16 protein-coding genes are annotated in these 15,898 nt (G+C 64.6%); 7 read left to right on the top strand and 9 right to left on the bottom strand.

Annotated elements, in window-relative coordinates; translation table 11 throughout:
- Positions 1 to 3: 3 nt before the first annotated feature.
- Positions 4 to 1,419 (bottom strand): cytochrome ubiquinol oxidase subunit I, encoded by a 1,416-nt coding sequence (locus tag ACSS7Z_RS08700; RefSeq protein ID WP_438254150.1) that lies wholly within the window; start codon positions 1,417 to 1,419, stop codon positions 4 to 6.
- A gap of 146 nt (positions 1,420 to 1,565) precedes the next feature.
- Positions 1,566 to 2,183: a helix-turn-helix transcriptional regulator gene (locus ACSS7Z_RS08695; RefSeq protein ID WP_438254149.1), complete on the bottom strand. Its 618-nt coding sequence runs from the start codon at positions 2,181 to 2,183 to the stop codon at positions 1,566 to 1,568.
- A gap of 100 nt (positions 2,184 to 2,283) precedes the next feature.
- Between ACSS7Z_RS08695 and radA the strand changes: the two genes are divergently transcribed.
- Complete coding sequence (radA, locus tag ACSS7Z_RS08690) at positions 2,284 to 3,702, top strand: DNA repair protein RadA (RefSeq protein WP_438254148.1); 1,419 nt, start codon at positions 2,284 to 2,286, stop codon at positions 3,700 to 3,702.
- On the opposite strand, the gene ACSS7Z_RS08685 is transcribed toward radA, so the two are convergent.
- The 3 genes from ACSS7Z_RS08685 to ACSS7Z_RS08675 form a co-directional block, all read right to left on the bottom strand.
- Positions 3,703 to 4,116, bottom strand: coding sequence for a dehydrogenase (locus ACSS7Z_RS08685; RefSeq protein WP_438254147.1), 414 nt, complete (start codon positions 4,114 to 4,116; stop codon positions 3,703 to 3,705).
- Positions 4,117 to 4,327: 211 nt separating this feature from the next.
- Positions 4,328 to 5,041: a hypothetical protein gene (locus ACSS7Z_RS08680; RefSeq protein WP_438254146.1), complete on the bottom strand. Its 714-nt coding sequence runs from the start codon at positions 5,039 to 5,041 to the stop codon at positions 4,328 to 4,330.
- Positions 5,041 to 5,541, bottom strand: coding sequence for an amino-acid N-acetyltransferase (locus ACSS7Z_RS08675; protein ID WP_438254145.1), 501 nt, complete (start codon positions 5,539 to 5,541; stop codon positions 5,041 to 5,043). The genes ACSS7Z_RS08680 and ACSS7Z_RS08675 overlap by 1 nt, the downstream gene beginning before the upstream one ends.
- Positions 5,542 to 5,682: 141 nt before the next feature.
- Between ACSS7Z_RS08675 and ACSS7Z_RS08670 the strand changes: the two genes are divergently transcribed.
- The gene (locus ACSS7Z_RS08670) at positions 5,683 to 5,925 is read left to right on the top strand and encodes a hypothetical protein (protein WP_438254143.1); all 243 of its coding nucleotides are present in this window, start codon (positions 5,683 to 5,685) and stop codon (positions 5,923 to 5,925) included.
- A gap of 63 nt (positions 5,926 to 5,988) precedes the next feature.
- Here ACSS7Z_RS08670 and ACSS7Z_RS08665 read toward each other — a convergent pair whose 3' ends face one another.
- A complete protein-coding gene (locus ACSS7Z_RS08665; protein ID WP_438254141.1) occupies positions 5,989 to 8,517 on the bottom strand; it encodes an ATP-dependent Clp protease ATP-binding subunit in 2,529 nt (842 codons plus the stop codon).
- A gap of 509 nt (positions 8,518 to 9,026) precedes the next feature.
- Between ACSS7Z_RS08665 and ACSS7Z_RS08660 the strand changes: the two genes are divergently transcribed.
- The 4 genes from ACSS7Z_RS08660 (at position 9,027) to ACSS7Z_RS08645 (ending at position 11,455) form a co-directional block, all read left to right on the top strand.
- On the top strand, positions 9,027 to 9,755 hold the full coding sequence (locus tag ACSS7Z_RS08660; protein ID WP_438254140.1) for a hypothetical protein: 729 nt from the start codon (positions 9,027 to 9,029) through the stop codon (positions 9,753 to 9,755).
- The gene (locus tag ACSS7Z_RS08655; protein ID WP_438254139.1) at positions 9,755 to 10,480 is read left to right on the top strand and encodes a hypothetical protein; all 726 of its coding nucleotides are present in this window, start codon (positions 9,755 to 9,757) and stop codon (positions 10,478 to 10,480) included. Before ACSS7Z_RS08660 ends, ACSS7Z_RS08655 begins: the two co-directional genes overlap by 1 nt.
- A complete protein-coding gene (locus tag ACSS7Z_RS08650; RefSeq protein ID WP_438254138.1) occupies positions 10,480 to 11,094 on the top strand; it encodes a hypothetical protein in 615 nt (204 codons plus the stop codon). Before ACSS7Z_RS08655 ends, ACSS7Z_RS08650 begins: the two co-directional genes overlap by 1 nt.
- 127 nt (positions 11,095 to 11,221) lie before the next feature.
- Positions 11,222 to 11,455 (top strand): helix-turn-helix domain-containing protein, encoded by a 234-nt coding sequence (locus tag ACSS7Z_RS08645; RefSeq protein WP_438254136.1) that lies wholly within the window; start codon positions 11,222 to 11,224, stop codon positions 11,453 to 11,455.
- Positions 11,456 to 11,598: 143 nt separating this feature from the next.
- On the opposite strand, the gene ACSS7Z_RS08640 is transcribed toward ACSS7Z_RS08645, so the two are convergent.
- Positions 11,599 to 13,119: an HNH endonuclease signature motif containing protein gene (locus tag ACSS7Z_RS08640; protein ID WP_438254135.1), complete on the bottom strand. Its 1,521-nt coding sequence runs from the start codon at positions 13,117 to 13,119 to the stop codon at positions 11,599 to 11,601.
- Between the two features lie 184 nt (positions 13,120 to 13,303).
- Here ACSS7Z_RS08640 and ACSS7Z_RS08635 point away from each other — a divergent pair, with 184 nt between their 5' ends.
- On the top strand, positions 13,304 to 13,639 hold the full coding sequence (locus ACSS7Z_RS08635; protein WP_438254133.1) for a hypothetical protein: 336 nt from the start codon (positions 13,304 to 13,306) through the stop codon (positions 13,637 to 13,639).
- Positions 13,640 to 13,681: 42 nt separating this feature from the next.
- Here ACSS7Z_RS08635 and ACSS7Z_RS08630 read toward each other — a convergent pair whose 3' ends face one another.
- Together ACSS7Z_RS08630 and ACSS7Z_RS08625 are read right to left on the bottom strand one after the other, a co-directional pair.
- A complete protein-coding gene (locus tag ACSS7Z_RS08630) occupies positions 13,682 to 15,385 on the bottom strand; it encodes a cation:proton antiporter (protein WP_438254132.1) in 1,704 nt (567 codons plus the stop codon).
- 147 nt (positions 15,386 to 15,532) lie between these two features.
- A partial coding sequence (locus ACSS7Z_RS08625; protein WP_438254131.1) for an LAVTG motif-containing sortase-dependent surface protein occupies positions 15,533 to 15,898 on the bottom strand: 366 nt, incomplete at its 5' end.

The raw sequence follows: 15,898 nt of genomic DNA, 5'->3' as shown, positions 1-15,898 counted from the left end.
ACCTCAGTACACGACCGACGGCAGCTGGGCCGTCTCGTCGTCGGGTTGTTCAGTGGTGTCCGGGCCCTGCTGTGCCGCGCGGATGATCAGACGGATCTCCACCACGGCGAGCGCAGCGTAGATCGCGGTGAACGCGATCAGCGAGATCAGCACTTCCAGCCCACTCGTGCCGGGAGATACGCCATCGCGCGTACTCATCAGCCCGAACACGAGCCACGGCTGGCGTCCCATCTCGGTGAACACCCACCCGACGATGTTGGCCAGAAGAGCCAGCGGATACGACCAGATCGCGATCTTCCACATCCACTTCGCGACCGGCTTCTTCGCTTTCTTGCGCGTGACCCAGAGTCCGGCGAGGGCGACGAGGGCGTGCGCCATGCCGAGACCGATCATCCAGCGGAACGACCAGTAGGTGATCCACAGCACCGGGGCGAAGTTGTCGATGCCCATGTCAGCGAACTGCACGGCGTACTCCGCGTTGAGGTCGTTGACACCGTGCACGCACGCGTCGAAGGTGTGCGTCGACAGCAGCGAGAGCAGATACGGCACCCGGATCGAGAACAGCTCACTGGTGCCATCCGGCGTCCCGAGCGTGAACAGGCTGAACGAGGCATCCGCCCCGCAGACGGTATTGAAGGTCGCCTCGGCGGCAGCCATCTTCATCGGCTGCGCGATATACATCGCCAGTCCCAGCTGGTCACCGGAGAGAACGACGCCGGCAGTGGAGACCAGCATCCCCCACAGACCGAACTTCAACGAGACCCGCATCGTGTCGATGTGCTGTCCACGTGAGAGGTGCCATGCCGAGACCGAGATGATGACACCGGCTGCGAACATGAACGCACCGAAGATCGTGTGCGGGAACGCAGCAAGCGCAACCGGGTTGGTCAGCAGCGCCCAGAAGTCCACAAGTTCGGCGCGGTTCGTCTCGGCGTTGTAGATGTAGCCGACTGGATTCTGCATGAACGCGTTGGCGGCGATGATGAAGTAAGCCGACAGGATGCTGCCGATGGCAACGCACCAGATCGTGGCCAGGTGCAGCTTCTGGGAGAGTTTGTCCCATCCGAAGATCCAGAGGCCGATGAAGGTCGCCTCGAAGAAGAACGCGAACAGCCCCTCGAACGCGAGCGGAGCTCCGAAGACGTCGCCGACGAAGCGGGAGTAGTCCGACCAGTTCATGCCGAACTGGAACTCTTGCACGATTCCGGTGACGACCCCCATCGCGAAGTTGATGAGGAAGATCTTGCCGAAGAATCGGGTCAGGTGCAGATACTGCACCTTCGCCGTGCGCACCCACGCCGTCTGGAATATCGCCGCAGAAAGCGCCATGCCGATCGTCAGCGGCACGAACAGGTAGTGGTAGACGGTCGTGAGACCGAACTGCCACCTGGCCAACGCAAGTGGGTCCAACCACTCCATCACACGACTCCTTCATTCGAACTTGTGCAGGCAGGGAGCGCATCCGTTGATCGGTCGCCGATTCACCGGTCGCCGATCATCGGTCGTCGATTCACCGACCGGCCACTGCCGGTCGGTTTACGCGGGCACCCCTGCCCTGTTGGCTGTCAGGCCACAGCCGTCACCCGAAGCTGTACCGTGCATTCCTCGGGCGCTGCAGGTTCGCGCACGAACTCGGCAGCCAGCGGGCCGCCTGCCTCCGTGAGCACCCCCTGCATCAGACCCAGGTGCACCCGGCACAGCACCGGACGATCCTCTGGCCGGGCCGCGGCGTGCGGGCACGGGGTGAGGTCTACGGTGAGCTGGGCGTCGTCGATGACGGGCTCAAATCCGCTCTCTTCGAGATGTTCGATGAGGGCATCCATCTGATGGGTTGCGTCGCTGTCGAGATCGGATGCCGTCGCCGGCAGCATCCGGCGCAGAATGTCGCCGCGGCGAGCAGCGGCAGAAACCTTGTCCCTGGCGACCGGGCTGGAGGCGCCTGGCGCTCCGGTGACGGCGCTGTAGAGCGCACGCGGGCGACCCCGGGTGGTGCGGTGCTCGGTTGCGGAGATCACATAGCCGCCCTCGATGAGGCGCTGCAGGTGCTCACGAACCGTGTTCGCGTGCAGCCCGGTGGCGTCGCAGATCTCACCGATGGTACGCGGCGAACGCATCTGCATCAGGTGCAGGATCTGCACCCGCGAGTATGTCGAGATGGGCCCGCACGGGCTGGCTGTAGCCATGCATCCATTATCTCGAGGTCCTGATCAGCCCGCTATTTTCCGGCCGTGAATAATAGCGTTCGGCGATAGGGATGTCGGATGCGGTCGATAGCCTGGGAGCATGGCAACCCGTAAACCCGCTCCCCCGGCCTTCGTGTGCACCGAATGCGGGTGGACGACATTGAAGTGGGTGGGCCGCTGCGGCGAATGCCAGCAGTGGGGCACGGTGCAAGAGCAGGCGGCGAAGACCGGCATCGTCCGACAGGTGGCGGCGATTTCTCCGGATGCCGCGCACACTGCGCGACCCATCACGCAGATCACCACCGCCGATACGCCACGACGCTCCAGCGGCGTCGGCGAGTTCGACCGGGTGCTGGGCGGAGGCATCGTCCCGGGGGCAGCGATTCTGCTCAGCGGTGAGCCCGGCGTCGGCAAGTCGACGCTGCTGCTCGAGGTCGCAGCGCAGGCCGCGCGCGGCGGACGACGGGTGCTGTATGCGAGCGCCGAAGAATCCCAGGCTCAGGTGCGGCTGCGCGCCGAGCGCACCGGAGCGCTGCACGATGAGCTGTATCTGGCGAGCGAGACCGACCTCGCCACGATCCTCGGCCACATCGATCAGGTGCAGCCGCAGCTGGTGATCGTCGACTCGGTGCAGACCGTGGCATCCTCGCTGTCCGATGGCGCAGCCGGCCAGCCCAGCCAGGTGCGAGAGGTTGCAGCAACCCTGATTCGCATCGCGAAGGAGCGGAGCCTGCCGATCATCATCGTCGGGCACGTCACCAAGGACGGCCAGGTCGCCGGGCCCCGGATCCTCGAGCATCTCGTCGACGTCGTCTGTCACTTCGAGGGTGATCGCCAGACTTCGCTTCGATTCATCCGGGCGCTGAAGAACCGTTTCGGTCCGACAGACGAGGTCGGATGCTTCGAGATGACCGGCGACGGCATCGCCGAGGTGCCCGACCCCTCCGGGCTCTTCCTCGGCCACGGTTCCACCGAACCGGGAACCTGCGTCTCGATCGCGATGGAGGGGCGACGCGCCATGCCGGTAGAAGTGCAGGCGCTGACGGTGAACACGACCGCTCCGAACCCGCGGCGAGTGGTCTCGGGGCTCGACTCTGCGCGCGTGGCGATGGTGCTGGCGATCCTGGAGAAGCGGGCCGGGATCGAAACCGGAAAGCTCGACGTCTACGTATCGACGGTGGGCGGCGTGCGATTCACCGAACCGGCCGCCGACCTGGCGATCGCGATCGCCGTCGCGGGCTCGATCCGCCATTTCTCAGCGCCGCGCACGATCGCCGCGGTCGGCGAACTCAGCCTGGCCGGAGAGGTGCGCGCAGTCACACAGGCCGCGCAGCGCCGAACGGAAGCCGGACGGCTCGGATATCAGCAGGTCATCGACGACCGGTCGGGATCGCTGCAGGCTGCGCTCGATGACGTCAAGTCGCGCACGCGGTCGGGGCACCCGACACAGTCAGGGCATCCCGCACAGTCAGGACAGGCCAGGCAGTCACGTCGGGAAGACGATATCCCGCCGTTCTGATCAGGCTTCGAGCGCCTTCAGCAGCTCGTCCGGTGCCGCCTGCATCGGGTGCGGCCCGGCGATATCGAGGAACACCGTTGTGATCGTGTCGCCGTGCGTCGTCAGGAACTTCCGCAACCAGTCCGGCGAATAGATCCCCACGCCCGGCGGCAGGTTCTCCGGCTTGTTCTTCGCATCGCTGAACAACAGCAGCGCGACATCGCCCGATGCGGGATCGCGGAACGTCCAGACCTCGCCGCTGTCGAGCGGGTTGTCACGGGCGCCGGAGTTCAGAAGCGGCACAACGGTGTTGCCATTGCGCAGCGCGAGTGCGACCGCCGCCACGTCCTGCTTCTCAAGCGCCTGGGCGAGCGCCTCAGAGCGAAACTCCTCGGGTGCCGGCTTCTTGCGTGCGGATTTCTTCTTCGCTGCCATGCATCCAGCTTAAGAGAGTGGGGCCCTCTCGAGTCGTCCAGTGGGGACTGGGGTACTCGAGAGGGCCCTCCGGTTCTCGATCGGTGAAGTGTCGAAGCGCTGGGGACGCTGAATACGACGCCACTGGGGATGGCTAGCACCGAGAAATCTCGAGAATCCTCTAATGGTATCCCAAAGATGGTTCGCTGTCTGTAGCAGGTTGCGACTGGACTCAGTAGAGCAAGAACTGCCGCGTCACGGTGCTGGAAAACCCACCGATCGACACGGCCAGGTGGTACGACGATCCTCCGGCGGGAGCACGCGGGCGGTTCTCCTGCTCACAGGTTCCGACATCCGATCGCGTTCGGTCCCAGACCACCGCAGATGCACTGGGCACCGACTGCCCGGCCGCCAGAGTCACGACCATGCTGCTGGGGTTGGCCTGGCAGTGCCGCGAGTCCCACCAGACATCTGCGCCGCTGGTGACCGTGAAAATCTGCGTGGACGAGCCAACGTCGAGCGTGCAGTCCGCGGCGCTGGTGTTCGTCAGCAGGATGCTGAGTTCCGGCGAAACCCCGGACGCATAGGTGTCGGCATTGGTGATTGCTTCGACGGTGACATCCCTGGCCTGGCACGGGGCGACACCGGGGGTCTCCTCCGCTGTCGGTTCGGTGCTGGGTTCGGTGCTGGGCTCCGTGCTGGGTTCGGTGCCGGGGTCCGTGCTCGGCTCCGTCGACGGCGACTCGGCCGCGTCCAGCACCGGGTTCTTCGAGACCGAGGGGGTCGGCGTCGAAGTCGCGGTCGGCTCGATTGTTGCGGCATCCGCCCATGGCTGTGCAATGACGAGCCATGTCCCGACGGCCAACGCCGCGATCAGCAGGATCAGCCCGCTGAGAACTGCAAGACGGCGCCGACGGTAGATGGCGCGGGTTCGACGTCGCGACATCACAGGTTCTTCAGCATCCGGGTGTTCCCGAGCGTATTCGGCTTCACGTGCGCGAGGTTGAGGAACTCGGCGACGCCCTCATCTGGGCTGCGCAGCAGCTGCGAGTAAACGTCGGGGTCGACGACCTGTTCACCGATCGGAGCGAAACCACGCCGGGTGAAGAAAGCCGTTTCGAAGGTGAGGCAGAACAGCCGCTGCAGGCCAAGGATGCGCGCTCGCGTTTCGAGCTCATCGACGATGGCGCGCCCGACTCCGCGCTGCAGCCAGTCGTCGCGGACGATCAGCGTGCGCACTTCACCGAGGTCTTCCCACATGACGTGCAGCGCGCCGCATCCGATGAGCTCGCCATCTTTTTCGGCGACGACGAACTCCTGAACGGCACCGTACAGGATGGCGAGGTCCTTGCCGAGCAGGATCCGTCGGTCGACCAGCGGCTCCAGCAGAAGGTGGATGCCGAGGACATCGGCGCTGCGCGCCGGGCGGACGGTGTACTCGCTCACATGTCAACCCTAAGACCGCGAGGCTGAGATCCCCGGGTGAAGCGCCCGGGAGACGACGATAGGACCGGGCACTGTTCATCACCCCGATATGGTTGGCGTCGCGAGCACGCTGACATGACAGCAGGGATGACGGAGACACGGATGCCAGGCAGCACGAACGATGACTTCGACGCGTTCAACGCCGACAGGAAGCCGACGACACCCGTAGACCTGAATACTGAAGTGAGCAACGAGCTCATGGAGATCAAGAAGAGGGTCTGCGGCGAGGAAACACCCACAGTCGATCAGTGGCTCGACAGCGATGGTGAGCTGACCGAGAAGTGGCAGAAACTCTTGAACGACCTCGTCTCCGCCGCCGAGGCCCGGCAGCCCGAGCGCTTGTGAAATGACGAAGGGGACGGATGCACCAGCATCCGTCCCCTCGTCATACTGCGAGCTGTACAGCTACTACTCGCCGGAGGCGGCCGTCAGATCAGGCGTCGCCGAGATGGCGGGAGTGGTGTTGACACCCACCGCGACCTTCTCGCCGCGCGGAGCCGTTTCGAACAGGAACTTCCCGTCCTCAGCATCCACCTTCACGTGATCGCCGGAGTTCAGCTCGCCGTGCAGGATGCGCTCGGACAGGTGATCCTCGATCTCGCGCTGCATCGCGCGGCGCAGCGGCCGGGCGCCGAGCGCCGGGTCGAAGCCGATCTCGATGAGACGCTCCTTCGCTGCCTGCGTGAGCTCGATCGTCATGTCGCGGTCAAGCAGGCGGTCGCCCAGACGCTTCACGAACAGATCCACGATCCGCACGAGCTCAAGCTTCGACAGCTGCGGGAAGACGATGACATCGTCGACACGGTTGAGGAACTCGGGCTTGAAGTGCCGCTTGAGCTCTTCGTCAACCTTGCCCTTCATCCGCTCATAGCTGGTCTGCGCGTTGCCCTCGACCTGGAAGCCCACCGGGCCTCCGGCGATCGCGGACGATCCGAGGTTGGTCGTCATGATGATGACCGTGTTCTTGAAGTCCACGACTCGACCCTGGCCGTCGGTGAGGCGACCCTCTTCGAGGATCTGCAACAGCGAGTTGAAGATGTCGGGGTGAGCCTTCTCGATCTCGTCGAACAGCACGACAGAGAACGGCTTGCGGCGCACCTTCTCCGTCAGCTGGCCACCCTCTTCGAAGCCGACGAACCCGGGAGGGGCACCGAAGAGCCGCGAAACGGTGTGCTTCTCGCCGAACTCGCTCATGTCGAGCGAGATGAGCGCATCCTCATCGTCAAACAGGAACTCGGCGAGAGCCTTAGCGAGCTCGGTCTTCCCAACACCGGTCGGGCCGGCGAAGATGAACGAGCCCGAGGGACGCTTCGGGTCCTTGAGGCCTGCGCGCTGACGACGGATCGTGCGCGAGAGGGCCGCGATGGCCTCTTCCTGCCCGACGACACGCTGGTGCAGAGCCTTCTCCATGAAGACGAGTCGGGCGGTCTCTTCCTCGGTCAGCTTGAACACCGGGATGCCGGTGGCCTGAGCGAGCACTTCGGCGATCAGGCCCTCGTCGACGACCGCGTTGGTCGCGACGTCACCCGAACGCCACTGCTTCTCGAGGCGAAGGCGCTCAGCGAGCAGGCTCTTCTCCTCGTCGCGCAGGGATGCTGCCTTCTCGAAGTCCTGCTCCTCGGAGGCTTCTTCCTTCTGTTCGCGGACCTTGGCGATCTTCTCGTCGAATTCGCGCAGTTCGGGCGGGCTCGACAGAATGCTCAGACGCAGACGTGCGCCAGCCTCATCGATCAGGTCGATGGCCTTGTCCGGCAAGAAGCGATCCGCCACGTAGCGGTCAGCGAGGTTCGCCGCGGCGACGATCGCACCATCGGTGATCTGCACCTTGTGGTGAGCCTCGTAACGGTCGCGCAGGCCCTTGAGAATGTTGATCGTGTGCGGCAGCGTCGGTTCGCTCACCTGCACCGACTGGAAGCGGCGCTCGAGCGCAGCATCCTTCTCGAAGTGCTTGCGGTACTCGTCGAGGGTCGTCGCACCGATCGTCTGCAGTTCGCCACGGGCGAGGAGAGGCTTGAGGATGCTGGCGGCATCGATCGCGCCCTCGGCTGCGCCCGCACCGACGAGGGTGTGGATCTCATCGATGAAGACGATGATGTCGCCGCGCGTGCGGATCTCCTTGGTGACCTTCTTCAGGCGCTCCTCGAAGTCTCCGCGGTAGCGGGAACCGGCGATGAGCGATCCGAGGTCGAGGGAGTAGAGCTGCTTATCCTTGAGCGTCTCGGGCACATCGCCCTTGACGATTGCCTGGGCGAGCCCCTCGACGACGGCGGTCTTGCCGACGCCGGGCTCACCGATCAGGACCGGGTTGTTCTTGGAGCGGCGCGAGAGGATCTGCATGACCCGCTCGGCTTCCTTCTCACGGCCGATGACCGGGTCGAGCTTGTTGTCGCGCGCGGCCTGGGTGAGGTTGCGGCCGAACTGGTCGAGAACGGCGGAGCCACCCTGCGTGCCAGCCGGGGAGTCGTTGGTCTGAGCACCGACGGCTGCAGGCTCGCGGCCCGGAGCGCCGGAGAGCAGCTGGATGACCTGCTGGCGCACCTTGTTCAGGTCGGCGCCGAGCTTGACGAGAACCTGGGCTGCGACACCCTCGCCCTCGCGGATGAGACCGAGCAGAATGTGCTCGGTCCCGATGTAGTTGTGGCCGAGCTGTAGCGCCTCGCGCAGGCTCAGCTCAAGCACCTTCTTCGCGCGGGGCGTGAAGGGGATGTGCCCGGTGGGCTGCTGCTGTCCCTGACCGATGATGTCCTGCACCTGCTCGCGCACGGCGTCAAGCGAGATGCCGAGGCTCTCGAGCGCCTTGGCAGCGACGCCTTCACCCTCGTGGATGAGGCCGAGCAGAATGTGCTCGGTGCCGATGTAGTTGTGGTTGAGCATCTTCGCCTCTTCTTGGGCGAGGACGACGACCCGACGGGCTCGGTCGGTAAATCTCTCAAACATTGTCACTCCTTGGTTCGCACGGGGCGAAGCGCTGACGCCGAATACGGTTCTCTGCGCCTGTACATCGAGAGTAACGACCGCGCGGGGCTGGTATGCCCGTGTTCGCCGTCGGCATAGCGCGCGGGCCCCTTCTGAGGTGTCCCGCGCGCGCTCACTGCCACGCATAGCTGCTCACTCATCTGCCCGCTCACCCGCCCGCCGCGTGCCCGTCCCCATGTCACCTGCCCACCTGCTGCGCCCGCGCCCACCTGCTTCGCCACCACCTGCTGCGCCCCCGCCCACCTGCCCGCCACCACCCGCTGCGCCTGTGCCCACCTGCTGCGCCACCACCCGCTCCGGTCGCACTTGACGTCGCTGTTACCGCGTTTTAGCAGCACGAAGTGCGACCGGAACGGTTATTGACCGGGCGGATGCTGGAGAAGCAGTTGACGGGGATATCGAAAGTCGTTATGTTAACGAACATCGATAACAACGATTATCGATAACTCCGGAAGTAACGAAGGAATCTGATGTTCGATCTCGTCCCAGCCGACGCCATCCTGGCTCTCGCCCTGCTCCTCGGGTTCGTCGCCGGAACCGTCGCACTCGTGCTGCTACTGAAGCGCGCACCGAAGACCGTGCCCGGCTTGGCGAAGAGCGATCGATTCGGAACTGCGTTCACCGCGGCCGGTGCGATCTTCGTCGGCATCACGGCCCTGGGAAACGCGATCGCCACCGTCGTCGCGACGATCGCGCCGGGGTCCGTCACGGTCTACGATCTCGGCCGCATCATCGCCGAGGTCGACGAAGATCTGATGGCGCTGCCGCATGTCGAACATGCCAGTTCCACTGGTGTCGATGTGACGATCACAGATGCTCCCGCGAGCATCGCCGCCTGGCAGCTCGGCGCTGATCTGCTGCCGATCCTCCTCGTGCTGATCGTTTGCGCGGCCGCGGTGTGGCTCGCCGCCGGGACGCTGAAGGGCACGCCTTTCGGCCGACGTTTTCCGATCGCGCTTGTGGTCGTGGCGAGTGCCGTGATGGTGTGCGGGTTGTTCGCGAACCTTTGCCGGGGCATCTCTCTCGCCGAAGCTGCACTGTTTCTCAACAGCGGCGCACCGCTCGGTGACGAGCCGTTCGCAGCATTTTTTGTCACCATCGACCTCTCACCCATCGGATGGGGGCTGGTCATCGGCCTCGTCGCCGGCGCTTTCCAGATCGGCACCCGGATGCAGCAGGACACGAAAGGACTGGTCTGATGATCACGACCGCCTACTTCATTGCCCTCCCTCTCCTCCCGATCATCGCGGCATTCGTCATTCTGCGCCGGCGCAATCGCGTCGAGCCGGAGGCGCGGGTTCCGGGGATCGTGTACCTGACACAGTTAGTGGGAGCCACGGCTGCAGGCTGGGCCACGCTCGTTGCGGTGGCGACAGTGCCCATGGTTTTCCGGCGCATGACCGCCGTGCACGCGGAGGCCGCCGTCAGCCCGTTCACGCCCTGGCCGATACCCACCGCTGACACGATGAGCCCCGAGCCGTATGTGATGGTGGCTCACGTCGACAGCATCCGCGTCGGCGTCGCGCAGGCCGATGTCGGCACACAGATATTGCAGGCTCTCGGGAGCGTCATTTCTGCGCTGCCACCGATCGCGATCGGCATCTTCGTCGTCATCCTCTGCGAGCGGATCATCCGGCGAGCGCCGTTCGCCGCGCACCTGGTGAAGCTGTCGTGGATCGGCGCGGGCGTGTTCCTGGTCACAGGGTTCGCTGGGCAGCTGCTGTCAGGCCTTGCGTCGTTCCGCCTCGCCGAGATCGCGTTCGAGTTAATTCGTGCCGATAGCCCCGCGGCGAACTTGCCCACGCCAGCATGGCCGGCATGGCCCGATCTCTGGCCACTGTGGGGTGCGCTGGCGCTGGGCGTTCTGGCCGTTCTCATTCGCCACGGCATCCGCCTGCAGCGCGACACGGAAGGACTTGTCTGATGAATAACAAGAACATGGCGAAGCAGGCGCGGGCCGATCGCAACGACTTGAACTCGGCGATCGTCGTCGGTGCACTGATTATTGGCTGGCTCATTTTCAACAGCATCCGCAGCATTGTCGAACTGTTCGCGACCGCGGGGTCTGTGACTGTGACCACGCGCATCCCGGCGCAGGAGGTCACCGCGGCGATCGGCGAAGGAGCGCTGGCGACAACCGAGCTCGCCACGCTTGTGGTGGCCGATGTCAACGCAGTCAGCGTCGTCTCGCTGGTCGTGGCGATCGTGCTGCGTGCGCTGTGCCTAATCACGGTCGCGGCGCTGGGAGTGATCGTGTGTCGGCGACTGATACGGGGCATTCTGTTCGATCGGGTCAACACCGGCCTGACCTTTGCGATGTCAATGGGACTTTTGGCTGCTGGGCTGCTGGGTACGTGGTTCGAGAACATGGGCTTGAACGGTGTGTTCGCGGCTCTGGGCGGCGAGTTCGACGAACAGCGCTGGCTTCTCTTCACGGATGGAGTTCCGCTGTTCGTTGCTGCAATCGCGGTGGGCGTGATGGCCATCATCGTCCGTCGAGGTTCGGCGTTGCAACGCGACACCGAAGGACTTGTCTGATGCACGCCGCTGCCCCCACTCGATCGCAACGCTCAGAGACCGCAGACCTCGACCAGCCACCGGTTGACGCAACGCTTGACTCCGGAGCACGCGACATCCGTCTGCCGCGTGAAACGGAGGGGTTGTTATGACTCCCGCCCCGGATGATGAAGAGACCGGCATCCACTGCCGCCTCGACGAGCTGCTCGCAGCTCGCGGGATGACTCTCACCGAGCTGAGTGCGCGAGTCGGGGTAAGCATCGTGAATCTGTCCGTACTGAAGAACGATCGTGCGCGCGCCATCCGCTATTCGACGCTTCGCGCGATCTGTGATGCGCTGGAGTGCGAGGTCGGCGAGCTGCTGGTGCTGACTGAGCGGTGATGCGGAGCGGGTTTGGCTGGGTTTGACCTGGCTCGGCTCGGTTTCTCGGGCGCTCCGGTCCGTTGCGGATTCGGTCGCCTGATTCAGCTGATCGCCGAATTCAACCAGTCGCCTGATTCAGCCAGCCGCCTGACCGAGAGGACTCAGGCGACCGCCGGACGGAATCGTCTCGGGGGCGGATCGTCGCCGACCCCGGGCCAGACTTGGGCATGGGTGTAGGCGAGGACGACCCTCGGCTTGAGTACGAACTCGTCGCCGCTTGGATGGTGCAACACGAAGTCGCCGGTTCCGTCGCGGGTGATCCGCCATCCGCCGTGGTGCAGGGTCATGTGGTGATACCGGCACAGCAGTATCCCGCGATCGATGTCGGTTCGCCCGCGATCTCTATCCCATTCATCGATATGATGGGCTTCACAATAGGAGGCAGGTCGGTCACACCCGTGCCAGCGGCATCCGCCATCACGGATCGCAAGGGCGATGCGCTGTTTCGGTATGAACAGACGCTGCTCGCGTCCGACGTCGAGCGGATTTCCGCAAGAATCGAGCGTGACGGGCACGAACCCGCTCTCGCACATACGCTGGGCGGCGGCCGCACCGGGCATCGAGACCAGGTGGTCTTCGCTGTGGGTGACAGGAGCGGTGTTGCCGTGGGCATCCACGACCTGCACGAGTCGCACGCCCGCCTGACGAGTGCCGAAAACGCTCTCCGCATCGGCGAGCGCGCCGGCGCGCAACACATCCATGATCAGGTCATAGGCGAGCTGGTCGTTCGTTCTCGGGTCATCGATCAGTGACGCGGCCTGTTCTTTCTCGTCAGAATCGACGAACCGCGGTCCGCCGCGGCGAGGACGCAGCGCGGCGGCCATCACGGTCTCGAGGAACAGGTCGCCATCGTCATCAAGCACCAAGCTCGCCCGCTTCTGGCCGTCCTGCCCGCGATAAGTGCGGAACGAACGCTTCTCGAATCGTTCGAGGAACCGCTTCTCCGCCCCCTCCGGGTCGAGCAGGTCGCGGATCGTCCGCGCCTGCTGCCACAATTCCTCAACCGTGCGCTCCGCCGCTTCGTCGATAAGCTGCTCCGCGGCTTGCGCCCACGCGGCCCGCGCCTCGTCTTTTGCTTGCGCTCGGGTGTCAGCATCCACTTCATCGACGTCGATCTCGGGCAGCTCTCCCAGCCCGCGGCGGATCGCATCGAACTGCGTGGCGGTCAGTCGGCCATCGCCCAGGGCGTCGCGCAGCGGCTGATACCAAGGACCGGGTGCCGGGCGCTCCTCACGAGTCGGTTCATCGTCAGGGGCGGGGCCACCAGTATCTGGCTCAGAGTCATCGAATAGCGCCTCACCAACCCGGACCTTGCGATTCGCATCGGCCTTGGTGGATCCGGTGACGTCTTGAACGAACGCCGCCGCCGACCGGTGCCCGCGCGATGCCGACAACCCCGAGTGTCCGCGCTCGCGCTTCGAACGCACCGCGATCACACCCGCGGCGGCGACCTGGATCTGCTCGACTTCTTTGGCGAGCACTGCTGTCTCTTCGAGTACTTTCACGATGTCGGCATCCGTCATCAACATCATCGACGCCTGCGCGAGATCCGCGTCGGCGCCGTCGACGAGCTGTCCACCCAGGGTGGGGATCAGCGTCGCTACGTCGGTGAAAGTTGCCATATTTCATACTCTCAGAGGCCACGGACATTCGTGCAAAGATTTGAGGATCTGTGGACAACACAGACACAGGTCGATGACGTAGCGCGAGTTCTTCCGCTCGGGCCGCCAGGCGTCGGGCCATTGCCAGGCCGCCTCACCCAACCCCCGAAATTTGTCATGATCCTGAACTAATAGAATCGAACTCATGACCCGCAACACGCGTGCCCGCACACGTTTCCTTCTCGCGCTGCCCATCGCCGCGATTGCGCTCTCGCTCGCCGCCTGCTCCGGCGCGGGGGAACGACCCTCCGTGGACAAGCTCAGCGATGGGCTCCACAAAGTTCTGCAAGACAGCGGTCAGGGCGATCTGCTGACGCTCGAGCAGATCACCTGCATCTCAGAAAAGTTCCTAGCCTCACCCCTCTCCGACCAGGACCTCGCGTACATCGCCGACGGCAAGGACCTGCAGACCTCGCAGGAGGCCAAGGATCTCGTCACCGTTACGATGTCGCAGGCCGCCGGCGAGTGCTCCACGCCGTAGCGCGCGAGAGGCGCGGCCCAGCAAGCCCAGCGCGAGACCTGGCTAAGCGCCGATTCCTCCGCGTGTATCCAGCGCCAACTCCTCGGCATCGAGCGCTGCCATCAGCTCACGCATCACTTCTTCGTCGAGGTTGTCGGCGTCGCGCTCTTCGAGCAACACCTCGCGCCTGACCTGCAACCAGCCCTTCATCAGCACAGCGAGATCGTCGTATGACGGGCGCGGAACAGATTCTTCGAGTTCCTGCACGTCCTCGGCGTCCGACTCCACCCGCACCATCCGCTCGGTGAGTCCGTCGAACGCCTTCATCTCGGCCGGCCCGTACTTCTGCGCCCACTCGGCACGCTTCGCCTCCAGGAAGACGACCCCTGCCTCACGGCTGCGCTGACGAACGGCGGCAATTGCCCGGGCATCCGCCTCACGATCAGTGTCGCTCGCAACGCCCAGCATTCTGATGAGAACCGGCAACGTGAGCCCCTGCAGCATCAGCGTGGCCACGGTGACGACGAAGGCGACGATCACGATCGCGTGCGACGATTCGTCATCCAGGGCCGCGAGATCCGCCGCGGCCAGCGCCGTGGCCAGCGTCACCACGCCGCGCATCCCGGCCCAGGAGATGATCGCGTTGTCCTTCCAGCTCAGCTCTGGCTCGGTCAGTCGCCTCTTCATCTGCTCGGTCGTGATCGGCTGGCGTCCCGGCCGCACACTCTGCTTCCGTGAGAACCGCCCCTTCGCAACAACGAGTTCCCAGCGCCTCAGCCGAGCACGCTGCTGCCATCTCGCGATCGCATGCGCGGGATAGATATAGAGCGGACGCACCACAAGCACCACGAGCAGCACCGCACCGGAAAGCAGCAGGATGTGCCCGACCGATTCAGAGCCCAGGTCACTCAGCACCCGCCGGAACATCAGCCCGATGTAGGCGAAGACGAAACTCTCCAGCAGCAGATCGGCCGACAACCACAGCGGAGCCTCCTGCTGCCTGGTCGTGTACTCGGTACGCGGAGCGTTGAATCCGACATACAACCCCATCGCCACGACCGCCAGCACACCCGACCCACCCAGATGCTCAGCGATCGCATATGCACCGAACGGCACGAGCAGCCCGAACGTTCCGGTCACGACCGGATCGGCCATGCGCATGCGCAACTGATGCAGCACGATCCCAAACACGAGCCCGACGATGACTCCGACCACAACCGCCAGCACAAACTGCCAGACTCCGTCCCACACGGTCAGAGCAGCACCAGCGATGATCGCCGCGAACACCCGGTACAGGGTGAGCGACGTCGCGTCATTGATCAGGCTCTCACCCGACAGCACCGTCATGATGCGACGGGGAAGCCCAAGCTTTCGGCCGATCGCAGCTGCCGACACGGCATCCGGCGGAGCAACGATCGCGCCGAGCAGAAGCGCACCCGGAAGAGTCAGCGACGGCAGAATCAGCCACGCGACCAGCCCGACCATAACCGCAGTCAGCAGCACCAGCCAGATCCCCAGTCGACGAATCTGCGGCAGGCTGCGCTTGAACCCGACGAACGACACATCGAGCGCGGCCGAATACAGCAGCGGCGGCAGCACCACGTTCAACAGCAGATGGCCGTCGATCTCCAACTCAGGAATGAAAGGCAGAAAGGATGCCGCGAGCGCAACAGCTGTGACCAACAACGGCGCCGGCCACCCGCGCCATCTCGCGATGGCCGCCACGGCGACGGCTCCGACCAGCACGTAGAAGAGCATGGCATCCATGGAGAAAGGGTACGCCGCCGCGGGCATCCGTCACCTTTCATCGCTTCCGGCCCGGGAGCGGATGCCGGAAATGCGAAAACGCCACGGACATCAGTTGATATCCGTGGCGTTTTCGCGGTTGACGGCCGAACGGCCGATCAGATCAGGTCAGGCCTGACGACGCGAGCGAGCGAACAGCGCCGCTGCGGCTCCGCCGAGCAGCAGCACGAGGCCACCACCCAACAGGTTCACCGGCACGTTGGATCCGGTCGTTGCGAGGTTGTCGCTCTCGGACACCCCAGCGTCCGTGACGCTTCCCGATCCGGTTTCGCCGGTGCCGGCTGCCGAATCGGATGCATCGGATGCATCGGTTTCGCCGTCAGCAGCATCCGTTGCGTCCGTAGCGTCCGTTGCGTCAGCAGCGTCAGCAGCGTCAGCAGCGTCAGCAGCGTCAGCAGCGTCAGCAGCGTCAGCAGCGTCAGCAGCGTCAGCAGCGTCAGCAGCGTCAGCAGCGTCAGCAGCGTCAGCAGCGCC

This window comes from Microbacterium wangyouchuni, assembly GCF_051546305.1.
Taxonomy (GTDB): Bacteria; Actinomycetota; Actinomycetes; order Actinomycetales; family Microbacteriaceae; genus Microbacterium.
Note: the sequence above shows the minus strand (reverse complement) of the source record. Positions and strands in the feature narration are given on the sequence as shown.